Raw genomic sequence first — 20,419 nt, forward strand, 5'->3', positions numbered from 1 at the left:
TTGCCCCACAGCCCGGCGTCGCCGCCCCGCCCGCCGCCTGCCCCGGCCCGCCGGACCCGCCGTTGCCGCCGTTGCCCCACAAGATGCCGCCCGACTGACCCGCCTGCCCGGTTCCTGGCGCGCCGTTGTTACCGTCGCCAATCAGTGGGCGCCCCAGCAGAAGTTCCGTCGGCGCGTTGATCACGCCGAGGACGTCGGCCTCGACGGTTTGCAACGGCGAGGCGTTGGCCGCCTCGGCCAGCCCATACGACCCCGCCGCGCCGTTCAGCGCCTGCACGAACTGCTGATGAAACGCCGCCGCATGCGCGCTGAGCGCCTGGTAGGCCTGACCGTACCCGCTGAACGCCGTCGCGACGGCCGCGGACACTTCGTCGGCCGCCGCCGCCAGCACCTCGGTCGTCGAACCGGCGGCGGCCACATGCGCCGCACTCAGCGCCGACCCGACGCTCTGCAAATCCGCCGCCGCGGAGGCCAAAAACTCCGGGGCCGCAACCACAACCGACATGTCGACCCCTTCGCCAAATGCCGACGAAATGGGAGCGCCCGGACGGCGTCGCGACTACAGTGAGACCGCACCATGTCCCAGTGTTGCGGTCGTGTAGCCGTGCCGCGCCCGGAGCGCTCGCAGCGTAAGTGTGCGCCGCCGGACGGGCCCGGTTGATCGGGAGTTTTCCCTATTTCCGCGACGCCGGTTCGTGACTGCACCGGAGAATTCGAGCGGGAGCGGGCGGCGGGTGGACAGGTTGCTGGAGCGCCGGGCGGCGCTTGCCGAGCTGAGCGGGCTGGCGCGCGCGGTGCGCCGCGGCTCGGGGCGTGTCGTATTGCTGCGCGGGGAGGCCGGCGTCGGCAAGACGGCGGTGATCACCCGATTCACCGCGGACCTCGACGGCGGGGTGCTGGTGCTCAAGGGCTGGTGTGACCCGCTGGCCGCGCCGCGCCCGCTGGGCCCGCTGCTGGACGCGCTGGCCGGGCTGAGCCCGGCGGCGGCGGGCGCGTTGGGCGCCGCGATCGAATCCGGTGACACCGGCGCCCTGTATCGGCGGCTGCTGGCGGTGCTGCGGGACGGGCGGGGCTGGGTGTGGTCGATCGAGGACGTCCACTGGGCCGACGGGGCCACCCTGGACCTGATCCGCTTCCTCGCCCGGCGCATCGAAGCGCTGCCGCTGCTGCTGGTGGTGTCGTACCGCGACGACGAGTTCGACCCCCAGCACCCGCTGTCGCTCGCGCTGGGCGACGTGGCGACCTGTGCCGCCGTGAACCGCATCAAGCTTCAGCCACTGAGCCGCGACGCGGTGGCCACGCTGGCCGCCGGCAGCGGCGTCAACGCCGACGACTTGTACGAACTGACCGGCGGCAACCCGTTTTACGCCACCGAGGTGCTGGCGGCGGGCGCGGGCTCGCTGGACCGCGATGCGTTGCCGCGCAGCGTCTCCGAGGCCGTCTGGGGCCGGCTGGGGCGGCTCTCGGCGGCCGCGCGCGAGACCGCGCAGACGGTCGCGGTCTGCGGGCCGCGGGCCGACGCGGCGCTGGTGCAGACGGTGTGCCCGGCGGCGGGCTCCGCGCTGAGTGAGTGCCTGGATGCGGGGGTGCTGGTCGCCGAGGGCGAGGTGGTGCGGTTTCGCCACGAGATGGCCCGGCGCGCCACGCTGGATCGCATCCTCGACCCCCAGCGCCGGCTGCTGCACAAGCGCGCGCTGGCGGCGCTGGCCGAACCGCCAGTGAGCCCGGATGTGTTGTCGCCGTTGGTTTTTCACGCCCACCAAGCGGGCGACGACGGTGCCGTGATCGACCACGGCCCGGCCGCGGCCGAGCACGCCGCGGCGCTGGGCGCGCACGCCGAGGCCGCCGACCTGTACGAGCTGATGTTGCGGCACGGAGCAGGCGACGCGCTCCCGCAGCAGGCGCTCTGGCTGGAGCACCACGCGTTCGAAAGCTACCTGTGCGGGCGCGCGGCGGCCGCGGTGTCGTCGTGGCGTTCGGCCATCGACATCCGCGACCGACTCGGCCATCGCCTCGAAGAGGGCGACGACCTGCGGTGGCTGTCGCACCTGCTGGAACCGCTGGGGCGCACCGCCGAGGCCGTCGAGGCGGGCTGCGCGTCGCTGCGGCTGCTCGAGGATCTCGGGCCGTCCCCGCAGCTGGCCTGGTCGCTGATCAACATGGCGCACTCCTGCACCACGGTGGGTTACGACCCGACCGCCGCAGCCCATTACGCAACGCGGGCACGCACTCTCGGCATGGTGCTGGGCGACGCCGCTGTCGTGATCCGGGCGCGCGGCTACCAGGCGATGGCCCGCATATTTCACAGCAACGCGGGCTGGGACGAGCTGGAGGCGGTCTGGCGCGACGCACTGGACGACCCGGGACTCACCGAACACGCCGGAGTGCTGGGCGTCCTGGCCTGTTGGGCCGCCGCGCTGCGCTGCGAGCTCGACCGCGCGCAGCACTATCTCGCCCGGGCGGCGGCGTTCTTCGAAGCCCACGACATGGTCATGTTCGCCGCGCTGGTGGCCGGCGCGGACGCGCTGACGGGGCTGTACCGCGGCGACTGGGCCCGCGCCGCGCTCGTCGCCGAGCGGGTCCTGACCCGCACGGCCCTGAGCCCGCTGCACCGGGTCCTGCCGCTGATCGTGCTCGCGCTGATTCGTGCCCGCCGCGGCGAGCGGCCGGGAACCCTGCTGGACGAAGCCCTCGAGCACACCGAGGGAAACATGTTGCGGCTGCACGTGTTCGCCGCGCGCGCCGAGGCGGCCTGGCTGGCCGGTGACGACGACACCGCGCTCGCCGAGGCGCAGGCGGGACTGGAATCCCGCCCGGGCCAAGACGATTCGTGGTTGGTCGAACCGCTGCGATTTTGGTCACGACTGGCCGGCGGCGCGCCCGATGCCCCGGTCGAGACCTGGGCTCGCCGCGGCGGCCCGTACGAGACGGCGCTCACCCAACTCGGTGGCGACATCGACGCCGTCCAAGCCGCGTTGCAGACGTTCCGCCGCCTCGGTGCCGGCCCCGCGGCCCGCCGCGCCCGGGAGCGCCTGGCCGCGTTGCGCGGCCCCACCCCTCGCGGCCGGCGCGCCGAAACCCTGGCCGACCCGGACGGGTTGACCCGCCGCGAACGCGAGGTGCTCGAGCTGCTGGCCGGCGGGCGCAGCGACGCGCAGATCGCCGCCGCGCTGCACATCAGCCCCAAAACCGCGGGCTCGCATGTCAGTTCGATCCTGCTCAAGCTCGGCGCGGCCAACCGCACCCAGGCCGCCGCGCACGCCCGCGGACAGGAAGCGCCCCGGGTCTAGACGGTCTTTTGCGCCCCGGCGACCGCCAGCGCCTCGAACTCCTCGTCGCTGAGCGTGATCTCGGCGGCCGCGACGTTCTCCTCCAGGTGCGCGACGCTGGAGGTCCCCGGGATCGGCAACATCACCGGTGAACGTTTCAGCAGCCAGGCCAGCGCCAGCTGCGACGGCGTCGCGTCGTGTTCGGCGGCGATGCGCTGCAGCGGGCCGTCCGGGTCGGCCAGCGGCCCGGCCGCCAGCGGGAACCACGGGATGAAGCCGATGCCCTGGCTGGTCGCGGCGTCCAGCACCGGTTCGGCGTCCCGCGCCGTCAGGTTGTACATGTTCTGCACCGACACGATCTCGGTGATCTGCTGGGCCTGGCCGAGTTGGTCGACGTCGATCTCCGACAGGCCGATGTGGCGGATCTTGCCCTCGTTCTTCAGCGTGAGCAGCTCGCCGACCTGGTCGGCCAGCGGATAGTTCCGGTCGATGCGGTGCAGTTGGAACAGGTCGATGGTCTCGACGCCCAGGCGGCGCAGGCTCATCTCGCATTCCTGGCGCAGGTAGGCCGGATTGCCCAATGGGATCCAGATGTCGGGGCCGGTGCGCAGCAGCCCCGCCTTGGTCGCGATCACCAGCCCGTCGTACGGGTGCAGCGCCTCGTGGATGATCTCCTCGGAGTAGTAGGGACCGTAGGAGTCCGCCGTGTCGATGAAGTTCACGCCCAGTTCGACGGCGCGCCGCAGGACCCGGACGCACTCCGCCCGGTCGGCGGGCGGGCCCCACACGCCCTTGCCGGTGATGCGCATGGCGCCGAAACCGAGTCGGTTGACGGTCAAATCGCCGCCGAGGGTGAACGTGCCGGACGCTTGGGCAGGGGTTGTTTGAGCGGTCACCTCTACGACCGTACGCCGAAACCGTGGCCGCGCATCCCGGCGTGGCAAGCTGAGCGGGTGGATCTCGACGCGCTTCAGGAGCTGCCGCTGACCTACCGCGAGGTGGGCGCGACCCTGGATTTCCATCGGGCCGGCGAGCTGCCCGCCGGGTACCACCACCAGCACGTCGAGCGCCAAATCGGCACGGGCCGGCGGCGTTTCGAGCAGGCCGCCGACGCGGTCATGCGCTGGGGCATGCAACGCGGCTCGGGGCTGCGGGTGCAGGCCAGCTCCGAGGTCGCCGAGGTCGACGCGGTGCTGGTGGTGCGCATGGGCTTTCTGCCCGCGCCGTGCCGGGTCGTGTACGTCATCGACGAGCCCGACATCCGCGGGTTCGCCTACGGCACCCTGCCGGGCCACCCGGAGTCCGGTGAGGAACGCTTCGTCGTGCGCCGAGACCCGAGCACCTCCGCGGTCTACGCGGAGGTGTCGGCGTTCTCGCGGCCCGCGGCGTGGTGGGCCAAGGCCGGTGGGCCGCTGGTGCGGGCGGCCCAGCGGGTCATCGCCCGGCGCTACCTGCGCGCGGTGTAGGCGCCGATCCGGCCGTCGTGCACTCCCTGCGCCAGCCGGGCCAGCGCGACGGCGCCGACGAGCAGGCCGAAGTCGCGCAGCGCGACGTCGTAGAAGCCGGGCCCGGTGAGCAGGTTGATGATGATGCCGGCCAGCCAGGCCGCTACCACCCAGGCGCCCAGGCGCGGCGCGAACGCCACCACGAGACCGGCCACGATCTCGATCGCGCCGACCAGGTACATGCACTGGTCGGCGGTCCCCGGCACCAGGCCGTCGATCCAGCCGGCCAGGTACATGTTCCAGTGGTGCGGGTGGGTCAGGACGTTGAAGAACTTGTCCAGCCCCATGACGATCGGCGCGATCGTGAACACGGTGCGAAGCGCGAGGTAGGCCGAGTAGGCGGGATCCCGGAGCTGGTCGGCGAGGGCCGGGGCCGCGTTGGCTTGCTTGGTGGTCATGGTGCCTCCCTTTCTAACAGATGATATTTTGTACGTTAGATCGGCTAGACTGTAGCGTCAAGCATTTTGTCTGTTAGAACGGCGGTCAGGTGGACGACGGGGACGCTCTGCGGCGGGACGCGGCCGGGATCGGCGCGCTCGCCGATCCGGTGCGCCGCCGGCTCTACGAATACGTCTGCGGCCAACCCGCCCCCGTGGGCCGCGAGCAGGCGGCCGACGCCGTCGGGATCCCCCACCATCAGGCCAAATTCCATCTGGACCGGCTCACCGCCGAGGGCCTGCTGGAAAGCGACTACGCACGGCTGACCGGCCGCAGCGGCCCCGGCGCCGGGCGCACCTCGAAGCTGTATCGCCGCGCGCGCCGCGATATCGCGGTCAGCCTCCCGCAGCGCGAGTACGAGCTGGCCGGGCGGCTGATGGCGGCGGCCATCGCCCGGTCGGCGGGCACCGGTGAGCCCGTCGCCGAGGTGCTGAACCGGGTCGCGCGCGACTACGGGCGGACGATCGGCGCCACGACGTTTTCGGGGCCCGGGGCGCCCACGCCCTCGACCGATGCCACCGCCGCGCTACACCGCGCGGTCGCGGTGTTGATCCGCTACGGCTACGAACCCCGATTCACCGACGGCGGTGACGTGGAGGTCGAGCTCGCCAACTGCCCGTTCCACGCGCTGGCGCAGGAACAGACGGAGCTGGCCTGCACCATGAACCACGCGTTGATCACCGGCGTGGCCGACGCCCTGGCCCCGAACGGACCCGAGGCCCGGCTGTGCCCCGGCCAGGATCGCTGTTGTGTGGTGCTCGCGCCCCGCGGCAGGTGAGCGCTAGGTGTTCTTGACGGGCAGGTTGTGAACGCGTAGGCGCTCGATGGGGGTCATGCCTCCGATGCCTGTGTGGGGTCGGTGGTGATTGTAGTGATGCAGCCAGTCTTGGTAGGCCGCTGCGCGGGCAGCGTTGGACCGGTAGGCGTGGGCGTAGGCCCATTCGGCGGTCAGGGTGCGGTTGAAGCGTTCCACCTTGCCGTTGGTCTGCGGCCGATACGGCCGGGTCTTCTTATGAACGATCTGTTCCCCTAATGCTTGGGCGAAACACTTTGAGCGGTAACACGATCCGTTATCGGTAAGCACACGCCGAACGACGATGCCATGCTCGGCGAAGAAGGCGTTGGCGTTGCGCCAGAACGCTGCGGCAGTCTCCTTGCGTTCGTCGCCGAGTTCTTCGGAGTACGCCAGCCGACTGTGGTCATCGACCGCGTGGTGCAGGTAGGCATAGCCAATCCCGCTGCGGTTTTTGCGCCCGGCCTGCCGGCCGAGCTTGCGGTGCCCGCCACCATCGGGGATGCGCCCGAGCTTTTTGATGTCCACGTGCACCAGATCTCCGGGAGCCGGATGCTCATAGCGGTGCGGCACCGGGCGGCGCACCGGCAGTCCGGTGGCCTGGTCTAGATGCCACAGCAGCGGCATTTTGTAGCGCTTGAGCACCGCTTGCACCGTCGAGCGCGGCACATGCAGATGCGCGGTGATGCGATCAGCGCCCCAGCGGCGGGAAAAGCGCAGCTTGATGATCCGGCGCTCCCGGCGTGCTGGCAGCTGGTTGGGACTGTGGTGCGGACGGCTCGACCGGTCAAACATCGCCGCAGCGCCACCGATACGGTAACGATCAGCCCACTTCTTCGCCGTCGCTGGTGAGCATTGGAAGCGCTCAGCGGCCCTGCGTATCGGCCAACCGTCATCGACGATCAGCCGGGCGAGTTTTAATCGCCCCTTCGGAGTCAGCGACGCATTAGCGTGGGACACGAGGACCTCCTGGTGATCGGCGTGCGTGTGGTAACCACACCGATACCGGAGGTCCTCACCTACTTCCGTGCACCACGCCGTTCACAACCTGCCTGGCCATTACAGCTAGGCCCCCCAGCCGGAGAGCAACGCCTCCGCGCCCGTGCACATCTCGGCGATGACGTCGGCCACCGACGCGTCGTCGCGGATCATCCCGACGCCCTCTCCGGCGTCGACGGGCGCGACGCGGCGATCGTCGCCGGCGATCGCCGCGGCAAGCTCGTCGCGCGCCGCTGGGCCGAGCGCGTCCTCGTGGCCCGCCCAGCGCGCGACGAAGTCGTTGGCCAGCACCCGCGCCGGGAACCGCGCCGGCCAGGGCAGCCCCTTGGCGACGTCGAAGACCCGGGTGACGGCCGTGTCGGTGGCACGGGCGTCGATCAGCGCCCGGCGGCTGGCCTCGCCGGTCAGCGCCTCCGGGCACGCCGCCAGCCGCGTGCCCACCCACGCCCCGCTGGCGCCGGCGGCCAGCACCGCGGCCAGGCTGCGCGGCGATGCGATGCCGCCGCCCGCGAGCACCGGCACCGAGACGGCGTCCAGGACGGCATCCAGCAGCGGCAGGGTCCCGAGCCGCACCTCGCCGTGCCCGCCGCCCTCCGACCCGCGGGCGACCACGACGTCGACACCGGCGTCGACCGCCCGGCGCGCGCCCATTCCGTCGTAAACCTGTGTGACGGCAACGATTCCGGCGTCGTGGGCCTGGTCGACCCAGGACCAGTCGGTGCCGAAGCTGACCGACAGCAGGGTGGGCCCGGCGGCCAGCGCGTCCTCGAGCAGCCCCGGCTGGCTGCGCATCACCCAGTCCACCAGCCCGATACCGAACTTCCCACGCACGTACTGCAACTGGGACCGCAGCGCCTCGCGGGTGCCGTCGCTGCCCATGCCGACCATGCCCAGCCCACCGGCCTCGGTGACCGCTGCGGCCAGCCAGCCCCCGGCGACCCCACCCATGGGCGCGTTGACGACCGGCGCCCGCAGCCCGAGACTCCTCGACCAGGGCGTGGACAGCATGCAGCTAGTGGGAGGCGCCGGGCTGGCTCTTCAGCACGGTCAGCATGACCACCGAATCCTCGACCGCGTGTAGGGCGTGCCGTTCCGGGGGGATGGCGACGTAGTCGCCGGCCTTGCCGTCCCACGAGTCGCCGCCGGCGGTCAGGCGCACGTGACCCTGCAGCACCTGCAGCGTGGCCTCGCCGGGGCTGTCGTGTTCCGAGAGGTCGTGGCCGGCCAGCAGGGCCAGCACGGTCTGCCGAAGCTCGTGGGTGTGACCGCCGTGGATCGTGTGCGCGGCGCGTCCGCTGTGGGACCGGCCCGCCTCGGCCAGCTTGTCGGAGGCGAGGCTGGTCAGCGAGATGGATTCCATTTCGGCCCTTTCGGTCGTTGCACGGTCACTGCGAAGCGCACGGATCTAGGAGGTCAATAGCAGTATCCCCGCCACGAGAAGGGCCACGACCTTGACCGACTCGAAGCCGACATAGACGTAGTGGGCGTGCGAGCGCGGCCCCTCGGAGCCGGCGAGCACGCGATCGGAGCGCCGGGTCAGCCGCGGGCGAACCGCCACCAACTGGATCGCCAGCGCGGCGATGGCGACCGCGAAGGCCGCCGTGATGCGCCCCGGCGTCGGACCCGACACCACGATCGCCGCGACGACGAGCGCGAAGACGACCTCGACGGTGTTGAGCGCGCGGAAGACCAGGCGCCCGATGCCCAGCCCGATCTGCAGGGTCACGTTGGGCGCGCGGAATTTCAGCGGGGCCTCGAGGAACGAAATGGCCAGCACCATGCCGAGCCAGACGAAGGCGACCGCGGTGGCGATCGCCGGTCCGGCGCTCACCCGGCGGCTGCCGGGGTGAGGTGGGCAAGGCACAGATCCGGTTCGACGAACGCGTCGAGCCGGTCGACGGAGACCGGTGCCTCCCACGACTCCAGGGCGCCCTGCATCAGCCCGAGGTGGATGGGGCACACGACCGAGCCGCCGGTTTCGGCCAGTTCCAGGAACGGGCAATGGCGCAACCCGACCAGCTGTTCGCCGTCGGACGTCCGGCGCTCCGGGGCGAACCCGAGGTCGTCGAGCACATCGACCAGCTGGTCGATGGCGTCCTCGGCGCTCGCGGGCCCCGACGCCTCGGTGTTGGAGGCGTGGGATTCCAGGTTTCGCCCCCACGCCCGCCCCGCGGCCATCGCCTTGGCGCGCGGGTCACGGTCGGCGGCCAGCGCCATGGTCAGGATCTCGGCGAGGAGCCGGTACTGACGCGTCCCGCCGCGATCCATCTGCCGGATCGCGGCGAACATCAGCGGCGGGCGCCCGGGCCCCTTGCGCCCGTGGGCGACATGTTCCACCTGGCGGTCGGCGACCAGGCCCTCGAGGTGGAATCGCACGGTGTTGGGATGCACACCGAGTTCCGCGGCGATCTCGACGATGCTCATCGGCTCGGGCGACGACCGCAGCAGCCGCAGGACCTCCCGGCGACGGCGGCCGGTGGTTTCTCCGTCTGACGTAATGCCGCTCACTCTCCTTCGGTCTCCTCGGCCCTGGGCGCCGAGGCGACCAGAGGCGTGTCGACGCCGAGGGGACCGACCTTGGCGGCCCCGCCGGGCGACCCCAACGGCTCGTCGCGACCGGGCAGGACTTCGGTGAAGAACGCCTCATTATCGGCCAGGTAGGGTCTGAGCTCCTCGGGCAGGTCGTCTTCGTAATAGATCGCCTCCACCGGGCACACCGGCTCGCACGCGCCGCAGTCGACGCACTCGTCGGGGTGGATGTAGAGCGCCCGGCCGCCCTCGTAGATACAGTCGACGGGACACTCGTCGACGCAGGCCCGGTCCATCACGTCGATGCATGGCTTTCCGATCACGTACGTCATGGGCTAGAGTTTACACAACCTTGATTGTAAAAACTAGGGAATGGGAACGTCTGATGGCCGACAGTGAACTTGACGTGCGCGGGCTGCGCAAGCCCGACAAGCATCCGACGACCTTCGCCGCGTACGCCGGGTTGGCCGTGGGCGAATCCTTCGTGCTGGTCAACAATCACGACCCCCGCCACCTGCGCGACGAGTTCGACGCCGACCACCCCGGCAGCTACGGCTGGGACTACGTCGAGAAGGGCCCCGAGGTCTGGCGGATCCGGATCACCAAGCTCACCTCCACCCCGCTGCCGCGGGTCCTGGCCGACACGAACGCGACCGAGCCCGCCGCGACCGGCGTGGTGTGGAAGCTCGAGGCCAAAGAGCGCGACCTGGACTCGAACGTCATCGCGCTGCCCGCCGGCGGCGGCATCGACTCGCACACCGGGCCCGACCTCGACGTGCTGATCCACGTGCTGTCCGGCGGCGGCCGGCTGACCACCGAGGCGGGCACCGTCGACCTCTTCCCCGGCGCCCTGCTGTGGTTGCCGCGACGCTCGCGGCGCCAGTTCTCCGCCGGCCCCGACGGGCTGCGCTACCTCACCGTGCACAAACGCCGCCAGGCGCTGCTGCTCGAGCCCACCGCGACGTCGTCGGTGCGGCAGGCCGTCTGATGTTCGGCGAGAAGACGCAGGCGCCGACGCCGCTGCCGTCGTCCGGCCGGGCCGACGACAGTGTGGCGGGGCACTGGCTGCTGGCGCGGCTGGGCAAACGGGTCCTGCGTCCCGGCGGCGTCGAACTGACCCACACGCTGTTGGCCGGCGCCGGGGTGGCCGGCGCCGACGTGGTGGAGCTGGCGCCGGGCCTGGGCCGCACGGCCACCGAGATCCTCGCCCGCGGCCCGCGGTCCTACGTCGGGGCCGAGGCCGACCCCGACGCGGCCGACGTGGTCCGCGGCGTGCTCACCGGGTTGGGGGCGGAGAACGGCGCGGTCCGCGTCACCGACGCCGCGGCCACCGGCTTGCCCGACGCCAGCAGCGACGTGGTGATCGGCGAGGCGATGCTGAGCATGCAGGGCGACGAGGCCAAGCGCGCCATCGTCGCCGAGGCGGCGCGCGTGCTGCGCCCGGGCGGCCGCTACGCGATCCACGAACTGGCCCTCACGCCCGACAGCGTGCCGGAGGAGGTGAGCACCGACATCCGGCGGTCGCTGGCCCGCGCGATCAAGGTGAACGCCAGGCCGCTGACGGTGGCGGAATGGTCGCGATTGCTCGCCGACCACGGTTTGGTGGTCGACCGGGTCGCCACCGCGCCGATGGCCCTGCTGCAGCCGCGGCGCCTCGTCGCCGACGAGGGGTTTCTCGGCGCGTTGCGGTTCGCCAGGAACATGCTCGCCCACCGCGACGCCCGCAAGCGCGTGCTGACGATGCGCCGCACGTTCCGCCGGCATCGCAAGCAACTCGCCGCGGTGGCGATCGTCGCCCGCAAGCCCGCCGCCCGCGGCTAACACGCGGCGGAAGGGCCCGCCCCGGAAATTTCGCGATTTCGATGCCTTTGGGCCCTTTCCGCAATCTGTGCGTTACGCGATAATGACTACGTCTGACGTAACTTGTCTGCGGCGGTTGCGGCTGAACGAAGGAGCATGACGGTTATGGGTTCAAACCCACCGTTGTTATTGAGCGATGCTGACGTCGACGACCTCGCATGCGAATTCCTGCGCTCCGGCTATCTCGGTCCCATCTACGCCGGCTGGTCACCCGACCGGCGCCTCGACGCCTTCCTGCGGCGCAGCGGCTTCTCCCGCGTCGCCGACGACGGCGACCTGTCGACCATGGTCCTCGACCGCATCCTGACCCGGCACTCGGGCTAGCGCGCAGGACGACCACCGGCGGGTAGCGGGCCCGAAAGAGTCCAGGGCAACCGAGCGGTAGAGCTTCCCTTCGCATGCGAAGCGGTGATGCGCCAGCCGCTGCGCGCCGGCAGCTGCGCACCAGCCGCCGTCGAATCTCCCTCCCGCACAGTTCCTCCCGCTGGCAGGTCCGCGCCGCGCGTGGTGTGCAGATGTTGGGTGTGCGTGCACGACCAGATCACCCCGACGGTCAGTAGGGGGTGCCAACTCGTAGTCCAGCAGTCGGCGAATTCTGCTGAGCATGAAGCCGGCCTTTCCGCGCGGATCGGTTGCGAACTATGTCAATGGCTATTCGGCGTGAACGGTAGGGATTGCGCGGCCTTCGGAGAAGGTTTGCGCGAGAAGCGGATTGGCTCACAGACGGCGGCCGGCGCCGGTCCGCGGCGAATGGTGCGGCGCGGTGGCGGGCCGCCCCAGCACGGTGATCTCCATCAGGCGGCGCACCGTGGTGCGCGCGGGCCGGTCGGTGCTGGGATGCACGAGTCGTCCGATGTCGACGGCGAGGGCGAACGCGGCGTGTACGGCGTACCGCGCCTGGCCGAGCGTCAGCTCCGGCCGCGCCGCCACGGCCAGGCGCGCCCAGGATTCGACGGTCGAGCGCTGAATGTTGTACAGCAGCACGGCGTCCGTTTCAGCCAGGTTGTGCCGCTCGGTGTAGTAGACGCAGGCCGGTTCGGGGCTGGCCAACGACCGTTCGACGTAGGCGTCGATGAGGCGGGCGAGCGCCTGCTCGGGGTCGCCGCCGGTGGCCAGGATGGTCGACAGGTCGCCCGAGAGTTGGTCGGCGGCGCGCCGATACGAGACCGCCAACATCGCCGCCTTGCCCGGGAAGTATTGGTAGATGCCGGCGACCGGCATGCCGACCGCGGCGGCGATGTCTTCCATTCCGGTCTCGCGGTACCCGCGCTCGTTGAACAAGCGCATCGATTCGTGCAGCAGCAGTTCGTAGCTGCCGGCGGCCGCGATCGCGGGCGGCCGCGGCGCTTCCGGACCGCTGTTGCGCCGCGCCGGCACATCGGCGCTCAACACCGCGACCACGATGTCGTGCAGGGTGCGCCTGACGGCCGCGTTGCCCAGCCGGGAACGATGGTCGGTGATGCTGCCGATGACACTCAACGCGGCCGCCGACAGCGTCCAGCGCTGACGCGACGTCAGCTTCGGCCGCAGCTTGATCAGCGGCCGCTGCACGCGGCGGTTGAGCAGCTTGATCTGTTCGGCGTGCGCGCGCTGGTCGTCACCGCGCAGGTAGCGGCCCTCCCACCGATACAGGCCGCCGGCGGTGCGGTTGACGATCGTCGCGTCGATGAGGGCGCGGATCACCGCGGCGAGCGCTTCCTCGGGATCGGTGTCCGCGGGGACGTCGTCGGCGAAGGCGGTCGCGTCGACGAGCTGCTGGCCGAGCGCCAGCAGAACGTCCCGGAACAGATCGTATTTGCCCTGCGAATGCCGATACAGCGCCGCGGCCGAGATCCCTACCCGCGCCGCGATGTTCTCCATGCTGACCGCGTGGTAGCCCAATTCGCTGAAGGCGTCGGTGGCGGCGCGAGCGATCTGGATTTTGCGGTCCTTCGGGCGCCGCTTTACCTGGCTCGCTGCCGAGCGGGTGGCGGGCGACATAGCCATCACCGTATCGCTGTCGCGGTCGCCCGGGGCTCCGGCGTCGCTTCGGTCAACATCGTCCGCCCCTGCCGCCTTGGCCCTTTTCCAAACCCCCGAGCGGCCAGTGGAAAGGCCGAGAATTCGCATTGACTGCACACAACATAGTCCACCGAACGGTCATTTACATAGTGCCTGCGCCGAAACACTTTGCTGTGAAACGCTTCACACGTTCCCGTTTCGGCCGCTGGTCAAATTTCTCCCGGCCGGGTTGCTGGCTCCGGCATTCCGCGACGCCCTGGGCATTGACTGGAGCTCGGCCCTGACCTGGCCTAACGGCGGTCGAGCGCGCGCCGGGCCCGGCCCAGGCTCTCGTCGACCAGGCGGTCGACGGCGCCGAAGTAGGTCCCCGATCCGGGCTTGCCCGCAAGTTCGGCGATCGCGCGCTGTTCCCCGTAAACGTCTGTTATGCCGAGGTTTTCGGCCATCCGCGCCGAATTCACCCGCAGCCCGGAGAGCAGCTCGGCGCACTGGGATGCCGCGACGACGGTGCGGCGCGCCAGCGTGCGCAGCGTGTCCCATTCGGCGTGCCACGCGCCGTCGGGCCGCTCGTCGTGGGCCAGCGCGGCTGCGGTGTGCAGCGTCGCCGCCAGTTGCGGCGCCGCGATGGCCGCCCGCCGGATCAGGATGGACAACACCGGATTGCGCTTGTGCGGCATCGACGACGACCCGCCCCGGTGCTCGCCGCCGGGCTCGCCCAGTTCGCCGATCTCCGGTCGGGCCAGGGTGACCACGTCGGAGGCGATGCGGCCCCAGGCGTCGGTGCACCCGACGAACGCGTCGCCGGCCGCGGTGACCGGGGTACGGGTGGTGTGCCACGGCGACCGGGCAGGCAGGCCCAAAGCGGTTGCGGCGCCCGCGACCAGGCGTTCGGACACCCCCGCGGGATCCGCCGCGTTCTTGAGCAGCGACGCCAGTTCGGTGGTGGCGGCCCGCGTCCCGGCGGCGCCGCCGATCTGGATCGGGGTGACCAGCGCGTCGAGCCGCTCCAGCGCGTCGACGACGCCGTCCAGCCAGCCCGCGACCTTGGCGCCGAACGTGGTGGGGGCCGCGTGCTGGGTCAGGGTGCGGGCCACCATCGGCGTGGCGCGATGGGCCGCGGCCAGGGCGGAGAGGGTGGAAATCTGTTGCGCGAGTTGGTCTCTGAGGTGGTCGGCGACGCCGCGCACGGCCAGCATCAGGGCGGTGTCCAGCACGTCCTGGCTGGTCAGTCCGCGGTGGATCCACGCGGCGACGGTCGGGGCGGCCCGTCCGCGCAACAGTTCGGCCAGGCCGATGACCGGGTTGCCGCCGCCCTCGGCGGCCGCCGCGAGCGCCTCGCGGTCGCCGTCGCCCACCAGGTTCGACAGGTCGGCGCCGGCGCATTCGGCGGGTGCCAGGCCGGCGGCGGCCAGTGCGCCCAGCCAGGCGGACTCCACGGCAACCATCGCCCGCAGCAGCGCCCCGTCCGTCAGGTGCTCCCCCGCCCGCTCGTCGCCGGGCCACAGCAGGTTGGTCATCGCCGGTCGTCCCGGTAGGTCAGGAACACGGTCTCGTTCGGCCCCTGCAGGTGGATGTCGAAACGGTATCCGGCGCCGCCGTTTTCGGCGACGCATAGCAGCGTGGCGCGTCGCGCGGGGTCGATGGCGGCCAGCATGGGGTCGGCGTCGGGGTCCGCGCCCGGCAGGTAGGCGCGGGTGAACAGCCGATTCAGCAATCCGCGCGCGAAGACGGTGACGGCGAAGAACGGCGCCCGCCCTGGTCCGGCCGCACCGGGCACCACCGTGGTGAACCCGTAGCGCCCGGCGGGGCCGGTCGCCGACCTTCCCCAGCCGGTGAACGCCGTCGCGCCGCGCCGCAGGGATCCGGGCTGTCGCGGTATACGCCCCGCGCCGTCGGGCTGCCAGATTTCGATCAGCGCGTCGGGGACCGCGTCGCCAGCGCCGTCGAAGACGGTGCCGTGCAGCCGGACGGCCCGCGGGTGCCCGGCGCCGACCAGGTCGCCGCCACCGGGATAGGGCAGCCCGAGGCCCAAAAACGGACCCACCGTTTGGGCTGGGGTGCAAGCGAATTCAGGCATCGCCGTCGGTCCAGGTGCGCCGGCCGCCGCAGAGCACGACGTCCCAGCGGTAGCCTGTCGCGTACTCCGGCTGGGTGAGGTCGTGGTCGTAGCGCGCGATCAGCCGCCGGCGGGCGGCGGGGTCGAGGATCGACTGGAAGATCGGGTCCAGGTCGAACAGCGGGTCGCCCGGGAAGTACATCTGGGTGACCAGCCGCTGCGTGAAAGCCGTTCCGAAGACCGAGAAGTGGATGTGGGCCGGGCGCCAGGCGTTGTGATGGTTGCGCCACGGGTAGGGGCCGGGCTTGATGGTCGTGAACCGATACGATCCGTCGGGTCCGGTGAGGCAGCGGCCGGCGCCGGTGAAGTTCGGATCGAGCGGGGCCGGGTGCTGGTCGACCGGGTGGCGGTAGCGGCCGGCGGCGTTGGCCTGCCAGATCTCGACCAGCTGGCCCGCGACCGGCCGGCCGGCGTCGTCGAGCACGCGCCCCGCCACGATGATGCGCTCGCCCAGCGCCTCGCCGTGCCGTCCGGCCGTCAGGTCGGCGTCCCGCGGGTCGACGTCCTCGCCGCCGAAGCAGGGCCCATTGCGTTCGATCTCCTCGGGATCCACCAGCAGCAGCGGCTGTTTCGGATGGCGCAGGGCGCTGCTGCGGTAGGGCGTGTAGTCGAGCCGCGGTTCCGCTGTGTTCCCCGTGTCGCCGCCCGCGCGCCGGTAGGCGGCGATCTCCGCCGTGATGTCACCCTGGGAAGCGACATGCCCGGCGTCCATGAGCCGAGACGCTACTCCGCGTCGCGCTACAGACCGCGCACCAGCGCCGCGCGCCCCGTGGTGCGGATCCGGTGCAGCGCGGAGCCGCGGTATTGCTCCATCTCGGCGGCCATGTTGGTGCCCAGCGCCTCGAGCTCGGCGTCGCCCGGGACGGCGCGTAGGGCGCGGTGGCGGCCAGGTTCACCAGCCCGGCGCGACGGTCGGCCTCGTGGGCGTGCTGCCAATCGGTGGTGCCGGTGATCGCCGAGCCGATGCCGGCCACTCTTGCCGCCCGATGGCCGGCACCAATCGGCGGTCGAGTTCCCGCAACCGATCCAGGCCTCCGCAAATCCGGAGATAATAGCCCTGTTACTTCGCACTCGCGCCATAGGTGTGTCAACAGCGCCGCGGGCATTGACCGGGCGCGGTGAGTGCGGGATTCTACTTAGCGGAATATATTTCTGTAGAGCAGATAGAGTCACCGTCATAGACGTCTTCGAGCATGTTCGGCGGGGGATGATCCCCGCGCACATCTACAACGACGCGGACCTGTTCGCGCTCGAGAGGGAGCGCCTGTTTGCCCGGGCGTGGACGTTCGTGGGCCACGAATCTGAGCTCCCCCACGAGGGCGACTACGTGGTGCGCCGCGTCCTCGACGATTCGTTCATCATCACCCGCGACTCGCGGGGACAGGTGCGGGCCCTGTTCAACATGTGCCTGCATCGCGGGATGCAGGTGTGCCGCGCCGAGATGGGCAACGCGTCCAACTTCCGCTGCCCGTACCACGGCTGGACGTACCGCAACGACGGCCGGCTCACCGGGCTGCCGTTTCACCGCGAGGCCTACGGCGGCGAGGACGGGCTCCCCCGCGGTGGCCAAAGTTTGCTTCCCGCACCGAATTTCGCCAGCTACAACGGCCTGATGTTCGTCAGCCTGGACCCGGCCGCCGACCCGCTGGAGGACTTCCTGGGCGACTTCAGGTTCTACCTCGACTTCTACACCAAGCAGAGCGCCACCGGCCTGGAGGTGCGGGGGCCGCAGCGCTGGCGGATCAGGGCGAACTGGAAGATCGGCGCCGAGAATTTCGCCGGCGACATGTACCACACGCCGCACACGCACGCGTCGATCGTCGACATCGGCCTGTTCCGGGAGCCAAAAGCCCAGAAGCGCAAGGACGGTGCCACCTACTGGGCGGGCCGGGGCGGCGGCACCACCTATAAGCTTCCGCCGGGCGACTTCGACGAGCGGATGCGCTACGTCGGCTACCCCGACGAGATGATCGGCCGGATCAAGGACGCATGGTCGCCGCGGCAGCAGCGCGTGGTCGGCGAGGACGGCTTCATGATCTCGGCGGCCACCTGCTTCCCGAACCTGAGCTTCGTGCACAACTGGCCGAAGCTGCCGCACAGTGACCAGGTGCTGCCGTTCATCTCGATCCGGCTGTGGCAGCCGATCAGCGAGCGCGAGACCGAGGTGTGCTCGTGGTTCGCGGTGGACTCCGCCGCTCCCCCGCAGTACAAACGGGATTCGTACCGGGCCTATCTGATGTGCTTCGGTTCCACCGGCATGTTCGAGCAGGACGACGTCGAGAACTGGGTGTCCTTGACCACCACCGCCGGCGGCGCGATGGCGCGACGGCTGCTGCTCAACAGCCGGATGGGGTTGCTGCCCGACGACACCCCCGTCGTCGAGGCGCTGCCGGCCGAGTCGTTCCACGGGCCGGGACGCGCCCAGGTCGGCTACAACGAACACAACCAGCGCGCGCTGCTGAAGCTGTGGGCGGAGTACCTATCATGAGAAACCCCTTGCCGTTTAACGACATCCGGCACCTGCAGGCGCACCAGTTCCTCGTCGACGAGGCCTACCTGCTGGACGCCCAGGAGTACGGGGCGTGGCTGGACACGCTGACCGACGACGTCCACTACGTGATGCCGGTGCGGGTCACCACCGCGCGGGGCGCCGGGTTGGACACCTCTTCGGGCAGGGGGCCGGGGATGGCGCACTTCGACGAGGACAAGTACTCGCTGACCCAGCGCGTCGCGCGGTTCGCCACCGAGCACGCCTGGACCGAGGATCCGCCGTCGCGGCTGCGACACTTCATCACCAACGTGCGCACGTTCGTCGAAGACGACGAGCACCTGCGTGTCGAGTCCGCCGAGCTGCTCTTCCGCAGCCGCGGCGACGTCAACGAGAGCGCGCTGGTGTCCTGCGGCCGCGAGGACCTGCTGCGCTGGAATGGTTCTTGCTGGAAGCTGGCCCGCCGCACGATCTTTGTCGACGAATCGGTGCTGCGGATGCAGAACCTGGCGGTGTTCCTATGAGCGAACCGGTGACGGTGGCCAACGAATTCGCCGAGGTCGAGGTGCGCCGGATCGATACCCGAAACGGATCGCGGCTAGAGATCACCGCGCCGCGCACCGGCCGGTCGATCAGCCTGGACGCGCTCGAACTGGAGGCCCTGACGCGACAGAACACCCGTACGCTGGCGGCCATGGTCGGCAATTCCGAGGGCCCGCTGCTGCCCGACGAGGGTGAGCCCCGGTCATGACGGGCTGGCTTCGGGGCAAGCGCGCGCTCGTCGTGGGCGCCGGCTCCGGGATCGGCCGGGCCGTCGTCGACGCCTTCCGCGCCGAGGGCGCCAAAGTCGCCGTGCTGGAACGGGATTCGGCCAAGTGCGCCCGGCTGCGACGGGAGTTGGCCGATGTGCCGGTGGTCGAGGGCGACGCCGTCACCCGCGAGGCGAACGACGTCGCCGTCGCCGCCGCCGTGGACGCCCTGGGCGGGCTGGACACCCTGGTCAACTGCGTCGGCGTCTTCGACTTCTACCGGGGCATCGGCGAGATCGATGCCGACGCCCTCGAAGCCGCGTTCGACGAGATGTTCCGCACCAACGTGCTGTCCCACCTGCAGTCCGTCAAAGCCGCCCTCCCCGTGCTACAAGCTCAGGCCGGGTCGTCGATCGTGCTGACCGAATCCACGTCATCGTTCCAGCCCGGGCGCGGCGGCGCGCTGTACGTGTCGTCGAAATTCGCCGTGCGGGGGCTGGTTTCGGCGCTCGCGCACGAACTCGCGCCGGGTGTCCGCGTCAACGGGGTGGCGCCGGGCGGCACGCTGCACACCGACCTGCGCGGCCTGGCCAGCCTGGGACTGGACGGGGTGCGACTCGACGACAGCCCCCACCGGGCGCGCGACCTGGCGGCGCGCACCCCGCTGAACCTGGCGCTCACCGGCGAGGACCACGCGTGGAGCTATGTGTTCCTGGCATCCGATCGGTCGCGCGGCATCACCGGGGAAACCGTCCGCCCCGATGGGGGATTCGGGCTGGGAGCGCCACGATGACGGAACTCGACGAGCTGCGCGCGCTCGTGGCTCAGGGCTGCCGCGTCGCGGCGGCGCGTGGCCTGGTGGACGGCATCCTCGGTCACCTGAGCCTGCGCGTGGACGACGAGCGCCTGCTGGTGCGCTGCCGCAGCGACACCGACACCGGGGTCGCGTTCACCCGTCCCGGCGATATCCGGCTCGTCGCGTTCGACGGAACCGCCGGTGCCGCAGGTGAACTCGACGGCTACCGCGTCCCCAACGAGCTGGCCATCCACGTCGAAACCCTGCTGGCCAACCCGGCGCACCGGGCCGTCGCGCACCTGCACCCGCCGGCCGTCGTCGCCGCGGACCTGGCCGGCATCACAATCCGGCCGATCTACGGCGCCTACGACATCCCCGGCGCGTGGCTCGCGCGCGGCGGCGTGCCTGTTTACCAACGCGCCGTGCTCATCCGCAACTCCGCGCTCGGCAAACAGATGGTGGCGGCGATGGGCGCCGGCCCGGTGGTGATCTGTCGCGGGCACGGAATCACCAGCGCCGCCGACACTATTCAGCAGGCCGTGCTGCAGGCGATCAGCCTGAACGAGCTGGCGCGCATGTCGTTGCAGGTGCGCGCGGCCGGCGGCGCGCTGCGCGACATCGACGAACGCGACTGGGATGACCTGCCGGACTTGGGATCCGGCTTCAATATCGACGCGGCCTGGCGGCACGAGGTCACCCGGCTGGGCGATTAGCCGTCCTGACCCTGTGAGCCGTCGGTACCCGGGGTACCGGCCGTGCCGGTGTTTCCGTTCTGCGTCAGCCCCATGCCCGGGGTGCCGGCACCGCCGCCGTTGACCCCGCCGCCCCCGCTGCCGCCCGTACCGCCGCCTCCGGCGGTGCCGGCGATGCCCGCCC

23 protein-coding genes and 2 pseudogenes are annotated in these 20,419 nt (G+C 71.0%); 11 read left to right on the top strand and 14 right to left on the bottom strand.

Going from position 1 to position 20,419, the window contains the following annotated elements:
* A pseudogene (locus BST11_RS24510) lies at positions 1-505 on the bottom strand (PE family protein); the annotation flags it as partial.
* Between the two features lie 229 nt (positions 506-734).
* Between BST11_RS24510 and BST11_RS24515 the strand changes: the two are divergent.
* Positions 735-3,290, top strand: a complete 2,556-nt coding sequence (locus BST11_RS24515; protein ID WP_083140836.1) for an ATP-binding protein — start codon at positions 735-737, stop codon at positions 3,288-3,290.
* Here BST11_RS24515 and BST11_RS24520 read toward each other — a convergent pair.
* A complete protein-coding gene (locus BST11_RS24520) occupies positions 3,287-4,165 on the bottom strand; it encodes an aldo/keto reductase (protein ID WP_083140837.1) in 879 nt (292 codons plus the stop codon). The genes BST11_RS24515 and BST11_RS24520 overlap by 4 nt on opposite strands.
* Before the next feature lie 57 nt (positions 4,166-4,222).
* Between BST11_RS24520 and BST11_RS24525 the strand changes: the two genes are divergently transcribed.
* On the top strand, positions 4,223-4,735 hold the full coding sequence (locus BST11_RS24525) for a DUF1990 domain-containing protein (protein ID WP_083140838.1): 513 nt from the start codon (positions 4,223-4,225) through the stop codon (positions 4,733-4,735).
* Here the strand turns inward: BST11_RS24525 and BST11_RS24530 are convergent.
* Entirely contained in the window at positions 4,717-5,172 is a 456-nt protein-coding gene (locus tag BST11_RS24530; protein WP_083140839.1) for an Rv2617c family stress response/phage resistance protein, read from the bottom strand. The two genes, BST11_RS24525 and BST11_RS24530, sit on opposite strands and share 19 nt — an antisense overlap.
* 89 nt (positions 5,173-5,261) lie before the next feature.
* Here BST11_RS24530 and BST11_RS24535 point away from each other — a divergent pair, with 89 nt between their 5' ends.
* Positions 5,262-5,990: a helix-turn-helix transcriptional regulator gene (locus tag BST11_RS24535; RefSeq protein ID WP_083140840.1), complete on the top strand. Its 729-nt coding sequence runs from the start codon at positions 5,262-5,264 to the stop codon at positions 5,988-5,990.
* Between the two features lie 3 nt (positions 5,991-5,993).
* On the opposite strand, the gene BST11_RS24540 is transcribed toward BST11_RS24535, so the two are convergent.
* The 6 genes from BST11_RS24540 to fdxA all read right to left on the bottom strand — a co-directional run bounded on the left by BST11_RS24540 (position 5,994) and on the right by fdxA (position 9,865).
* A complete protein-coding gene (locus BST11_RS24540) occupies positions 5,994-6,965 on the bottom strand; it encodes an IS481 family transposase (protein ID WP_083140841.1) in 972 nt (323 codons plus the stop codon).
* Positions 6,966-7,070: 105 nt separating this feature from the next.
* Positions 7,071-8,012 (bottom strand): NAD(P)H-dependent flavin oxidoreductase, encoded by a 942-nt coding sequence (locus BST11_RS24545; RefSeq protein ID WP_083140842.1) that lies wholly within the window; start codon positions 8,010-8,012, stop codon positions 7,071-7,073.
* 4 nt (positions 8,013-8,016) lie between these two features.
* Positions 8,017-8,364 carry a cupin domain-containing protein gene (locus tag BST11_RS24550; RefSeq protein ID WP_083140843.1) on the bottom strand — a complete coding sequence of 116 codons (348 nt, stop codon included), beginning with the start codon at positions 8,362-8,364 and terminating at the stop codon, positions 8,017-8,019.
* A 45-nt stretch (positions 8,365-8,409) separates the two neighbouring features.
* Positions 8,410-8,835 (bottom strand): hypothetical protein, encoded by a 426-nt coding sequence (locus BST11_RS24555; protein ID WP_083140844.1) that lies wholly within the window; start codon positions 8,833-8,835, stop codon positions 8,410-8,412.
* Entirely contained in the window at positions 8,832-9,512 is a 681-nt protein-coding gene (locus BST11_RS24560; RefSeq protein WP_083140845.1) for a helix-turn-helix transcriptional regulator, read from the bottom strand. Before BST11_RS24560 ends, BST11_RS24555 begins: the two co-directional genes overlap by 4 nt.
* On the bottom strand, positions 9,509-9,865 hold the full coding sequence (gene fdxA, locus BST11_RS24565; protein WP_083140846.1) for a ferredoxin: 357 nt from the start codon (positions 9,863-9,865) through the stop codon (positions 9,509-9,511). Before fdxA ends, BST11_RS24560 begins: the two co-directional genes overlap by 4 nt.
* Before the next feature lie 53 nt (positions 9,866-9,918).
* Between fdxA and BST11_RS24570 the strand changes: the two genes are divergently transcribed.
* The 3 genes from BST11_RS24570 to BST11_RS24580 all read left to right on the top strand — a co-directional run bounded on the left by BST11_RS24570 (position 9,919) and on the right by BST11_RS24580 (position 11,717).
* Positions 9,919-10,521, top strand: coding sequence for a DUF2249 domain-containing protein (locus BST11_RS24570; RefSeq protein ID WP_083140847.1), 603 nt, complete (start codon positions 9,919-9,921; stop codon positions 10,519-10,521).
* A complete protein-coding gene (locus BST11_RS24575) occupies positions 10,521-11,354 on the top strand; it encodes a class I SAM-dependent methyltransferase (RefSeq protein WP_083140848.1) in 834 nt (277 codons plus the stop codon). The genes BST11_RS24570 and BST11_RS24575 overlap by 1 nt, the downstream gene beginning before the upstream one ends.
* A 144-nt stretch (positions 11,355-11,498) precedes the next feature.
* On the top strand, positions 11,499-11,717 hold the full coding sequence (locus BST11_RS24580; protein WP_083140849.1) for a hypothetical protein: 219 nt from the start codon (positions 11,499-11,501) through the stop codon (positions 11,715-11,717).
* Between the two features lie 393 nt (positions 11,718-12,110).
* On the opposite strand, the gene BST11_RS24585 is transcribed toward BST11_RS24580, so the two are convergent.
* From BST11_RS24585 to BST11_RS28755, 5 genes and pseudogenes are all read right to left on the bottom strand, one after another.
* The gene (locus BST11_RS24585; protein ID WP_083140850.1) at positions 12,111-13,373 is read right to left on the bottom strand and encodes a TetR/AcrR family transcriptional regulator; all 1,263 of its coding nucleotides are present in this window, start codon (positions 13,371-13,373) and stop codon (positions 12,111-12,113) included.
* A 311-nt stretch (positions 13,374-13,684) separates the two neighbouring features.
* Positions 13,685-14,911, bottom strand: coding sequence for a lyase family protein (locus tag BST11_RS24590; RefSeq protein WP_083140851.1), 1,227 nt, complete (start codon positions 14,909-14,911; stop codon positions 13,685-13,687).
* Complete coding sequence (pcaG, locus tag BST11_RS24595; RefSeq protein WP_083140852.1) at positions 14,908-15,471, bottom strand: protocatechuate 3,4-dioxygenase subunit alpha; 564 nt, start codon at positions 15,469-15,471, stop codon at positions 14,908-14,910. The genes BST11_RS24590 and pcaG overlap by 4 nt, the downstream gene beginning before the upstream one ends.
* Positions 15,464-16,222: a protocatechuate 3,4-dioxygenase subunit beta gene (gene pcaH / locus BST11_RS24600; protein ID WP_083140853.1), complete on the bottom strand. Its 759-nt coding sequence runs from the start codon at positions 16,220-16,222 to the stop codon at positions 15,464-15,466. Before pcaH ends, pcaG begins: the two co-directional genes overlap by 8 nt.
* A gap of 148 nt (positions 16,223-16,370) precedes the next feature.
* Positions 16,371-16,484, bottom strand: a pseudogene (locus BST11_RS28755) (Rieske 2Fe-2S domain-containing protein); the annotation flags it as partial.
* 233 nt (positions 16,485-16,717) lie between these two features.
* Between BST11_RS28755 and BST11_RS24610 the strand changes: the two are divergent.
* The 5 genes from BST11_RS24610 to phtC are packed head-to-tail and all read left to right on the top strand — an operon-like array spanning position 16,718 to position 20,256.
* Entirely contained in the window at positions 16,718-17,998 is a 1,281-nt protein-coding gene (locus tag BST11_RS24610) for an aromatic ring-hydroxylating dioxygenase subunit alpha (protein WP_083140855.1), read from the top strand.
* Complete coding sequence (locus tag BST11_RS24615) at positions 17,995-18,522, top strand: 3-phenylpropionate/cinnamic acid dioxygenase subunit beta (protein ID WP_083140856.1); 528 nt, start codon at positions 17,995-17,997, stop codon at positions 18,520-18,522. Before BST11_RS24610 ends, BST11_RS24615 begins: the two co-directional genes overlap by 4 nt.
* Positions 18,519-18,749 (top strand): dihydrodiol dehydrogenase, encoded by a 231-nt coding sequence (locus BST11_RS24620; protein WP_083140857.1) that lies wholly within the window; start codon positions 18,519-18,521, stop codon positions 18,747-18,749. Before BST11_RS24615 ends, BST11_RS24620 begins: the two co-directional genes overlap by 4 nt.
* Positions 18,746-19,540, top strand: coding sequence for a 3-(cis-5,6-dihydroxycyclohexa-1,3-dien-1-yl)propanoate dehydrogenase (gene hcaB, locus BST11_RS24625; RefSeq protein WP_083140858.1), 795 nt, complete (start codon positions 18,746-18,748; stop codon positions 19,538-19,540). Before BST11_RS24620 ends, hcaB begins: the two co-directional genes overlap by 4 nt.
* The gene (gene phtC / locus BST11_RS24630; protein WP_083140859.1) at positions 19,537-20,256 is read left to right on the top strand and encodes a 3,4-dihydroxyphthalate decarboxylase; all 720 of its coding nucleotides are present in this window, start codon (positions 19,537-19,539) and stop codon (positions 20,254-20,256) included. The genes hcaB and phtC overlap by 4 nt, the downstream gene beginning before the upstream one ends.
* The last annotated feature ends 163 nt before the right edge of the window (positions 20,257-20,419 follow it).

It is taken from the genome of Mycobacterium alsense (genome assembly GCF_002086635.1).
GTDB classification, from domain to species: Bacteria; Actinomycetota; Actinomycetes; order Mycobacteriales; family Mycobacteriaceae; genus Mycobacterium; species Mycobacterium alsense.

Excerpts from the sequence above, each read along its gene's own strand:
- BST11_RS24530 (WP_083140839.1), bottom strand. The coding sequence starts at position 5,172 with ATGACCACCAAGCAAGCCAACGCGGCCCCGGCCCTCGCCGACCAGCTC.
- BST11_RS24620 (WP_083140857.1), top strand. The coding sequence starts at position 18,519 with ATGAGCGAACCGGTGACGGTGGCCAACGAATTCGCCGAGGTCGAGGTG.
- BST11_RS24545 (WP_083140842.1), bottom strand. The coding sequence starts at position 8,012 with ATGCTGTCCACGCCCTGGTCGAGGAGTCTCGGGCTGCGGGCGCCGGTC.
- hcaB (WP_083140858.1), top strand. The coding sequence starts at position 18,746 with ATGACGGGCTGGCTTCGGGGCAAGCGCGCGCTCGTCGTGGGCGCCGGC.
- fdxA (WP_083140846.1), bottom strand. The coding sequence starts at position 9,865 with ATGACGTACGTGATCGGAAAGCCATGCATCGACGTGATGGACCGGGCC.
- BST11_RS24610 (WP_083140855.1), top strand. The coding sequence starts at position 16,718 with ATGATCCCCGCGCACATCTACAACGACGCGGACCTGTTCGCGCTCGAG.
- BST11_RS24550 (WP_083140843.1), bottom strand. The coding sequence starts at position 8,364 with ATGGAATCCATCTCGCTGACCAGCCTCGCCTCCGACAAGCTGGCCGAG.
- BST11_RS24615 (WP_083140856.1), top strand. The coding sequence starts at position 17,995 with ATGAGAAACCCCTTGCCGTTTAACGACATCCGGCACCTGCAGGCGCAC.
- BST11_RS24575 (WP_083140848.1), top strand. The coding sequence starts at position 10,521 with ATGTTCGGCGAGAAGACGCAGGCGCCGACGCCGCTGCCGTCGTCCGGC.
- pcaH (WP_083140853.1), bottom strand. The coding sequence starts at position 16,222 with ATGGACGCCGGGCATGTCGCTTCCCAGGGTGACATCACGGCGGAGATC.
- BST11_RS24590 (WP_083140851.1), bottom strand. The coding sequence starts at position 14,911 with ATGACCAACCTGCTGTGGCCCGGCGACGAGCGGGCGGGGGAGCACCTG.
- BST11_RS24570 (WP_083140847.1), top strand. The coding sequence starts at position 9,919 with ATGGCCGACAGTGAACTTGACGTGCGCGGGCTGCGCAAGCCCGACAAG.
- phtC (WP_083140859.1), top strand. The coding sequence starts at position 19,537 with ATGACGGAACTCGACGAGCTGCGCGCGCTCGTGGCTCAGGGCTGCCGC.
- BST11_RS24585 (WP_083140850.1), bottom strand. The coding sequence starts at position 13,373 with ATGTCGCCCGCCACCCGCTCGGCAGCGAGCCAGGTAAAGCGGCGCCCG.
- BST11_RS24580 (WP_083140849.1), top strand. The coding sequence starts at position 11,499 with ATGGGTTCAAACCCACCGTTGTTATTGAGCGATGCTGACGTCGACGAC.
- pcaG (WP_083140852.1), bottom strand. The coding sequence starts at position 15,471 with ATGCCTGAATTCGCTTGCACCCCAGCCCAAACGGTGGGTCCGTTTTTG.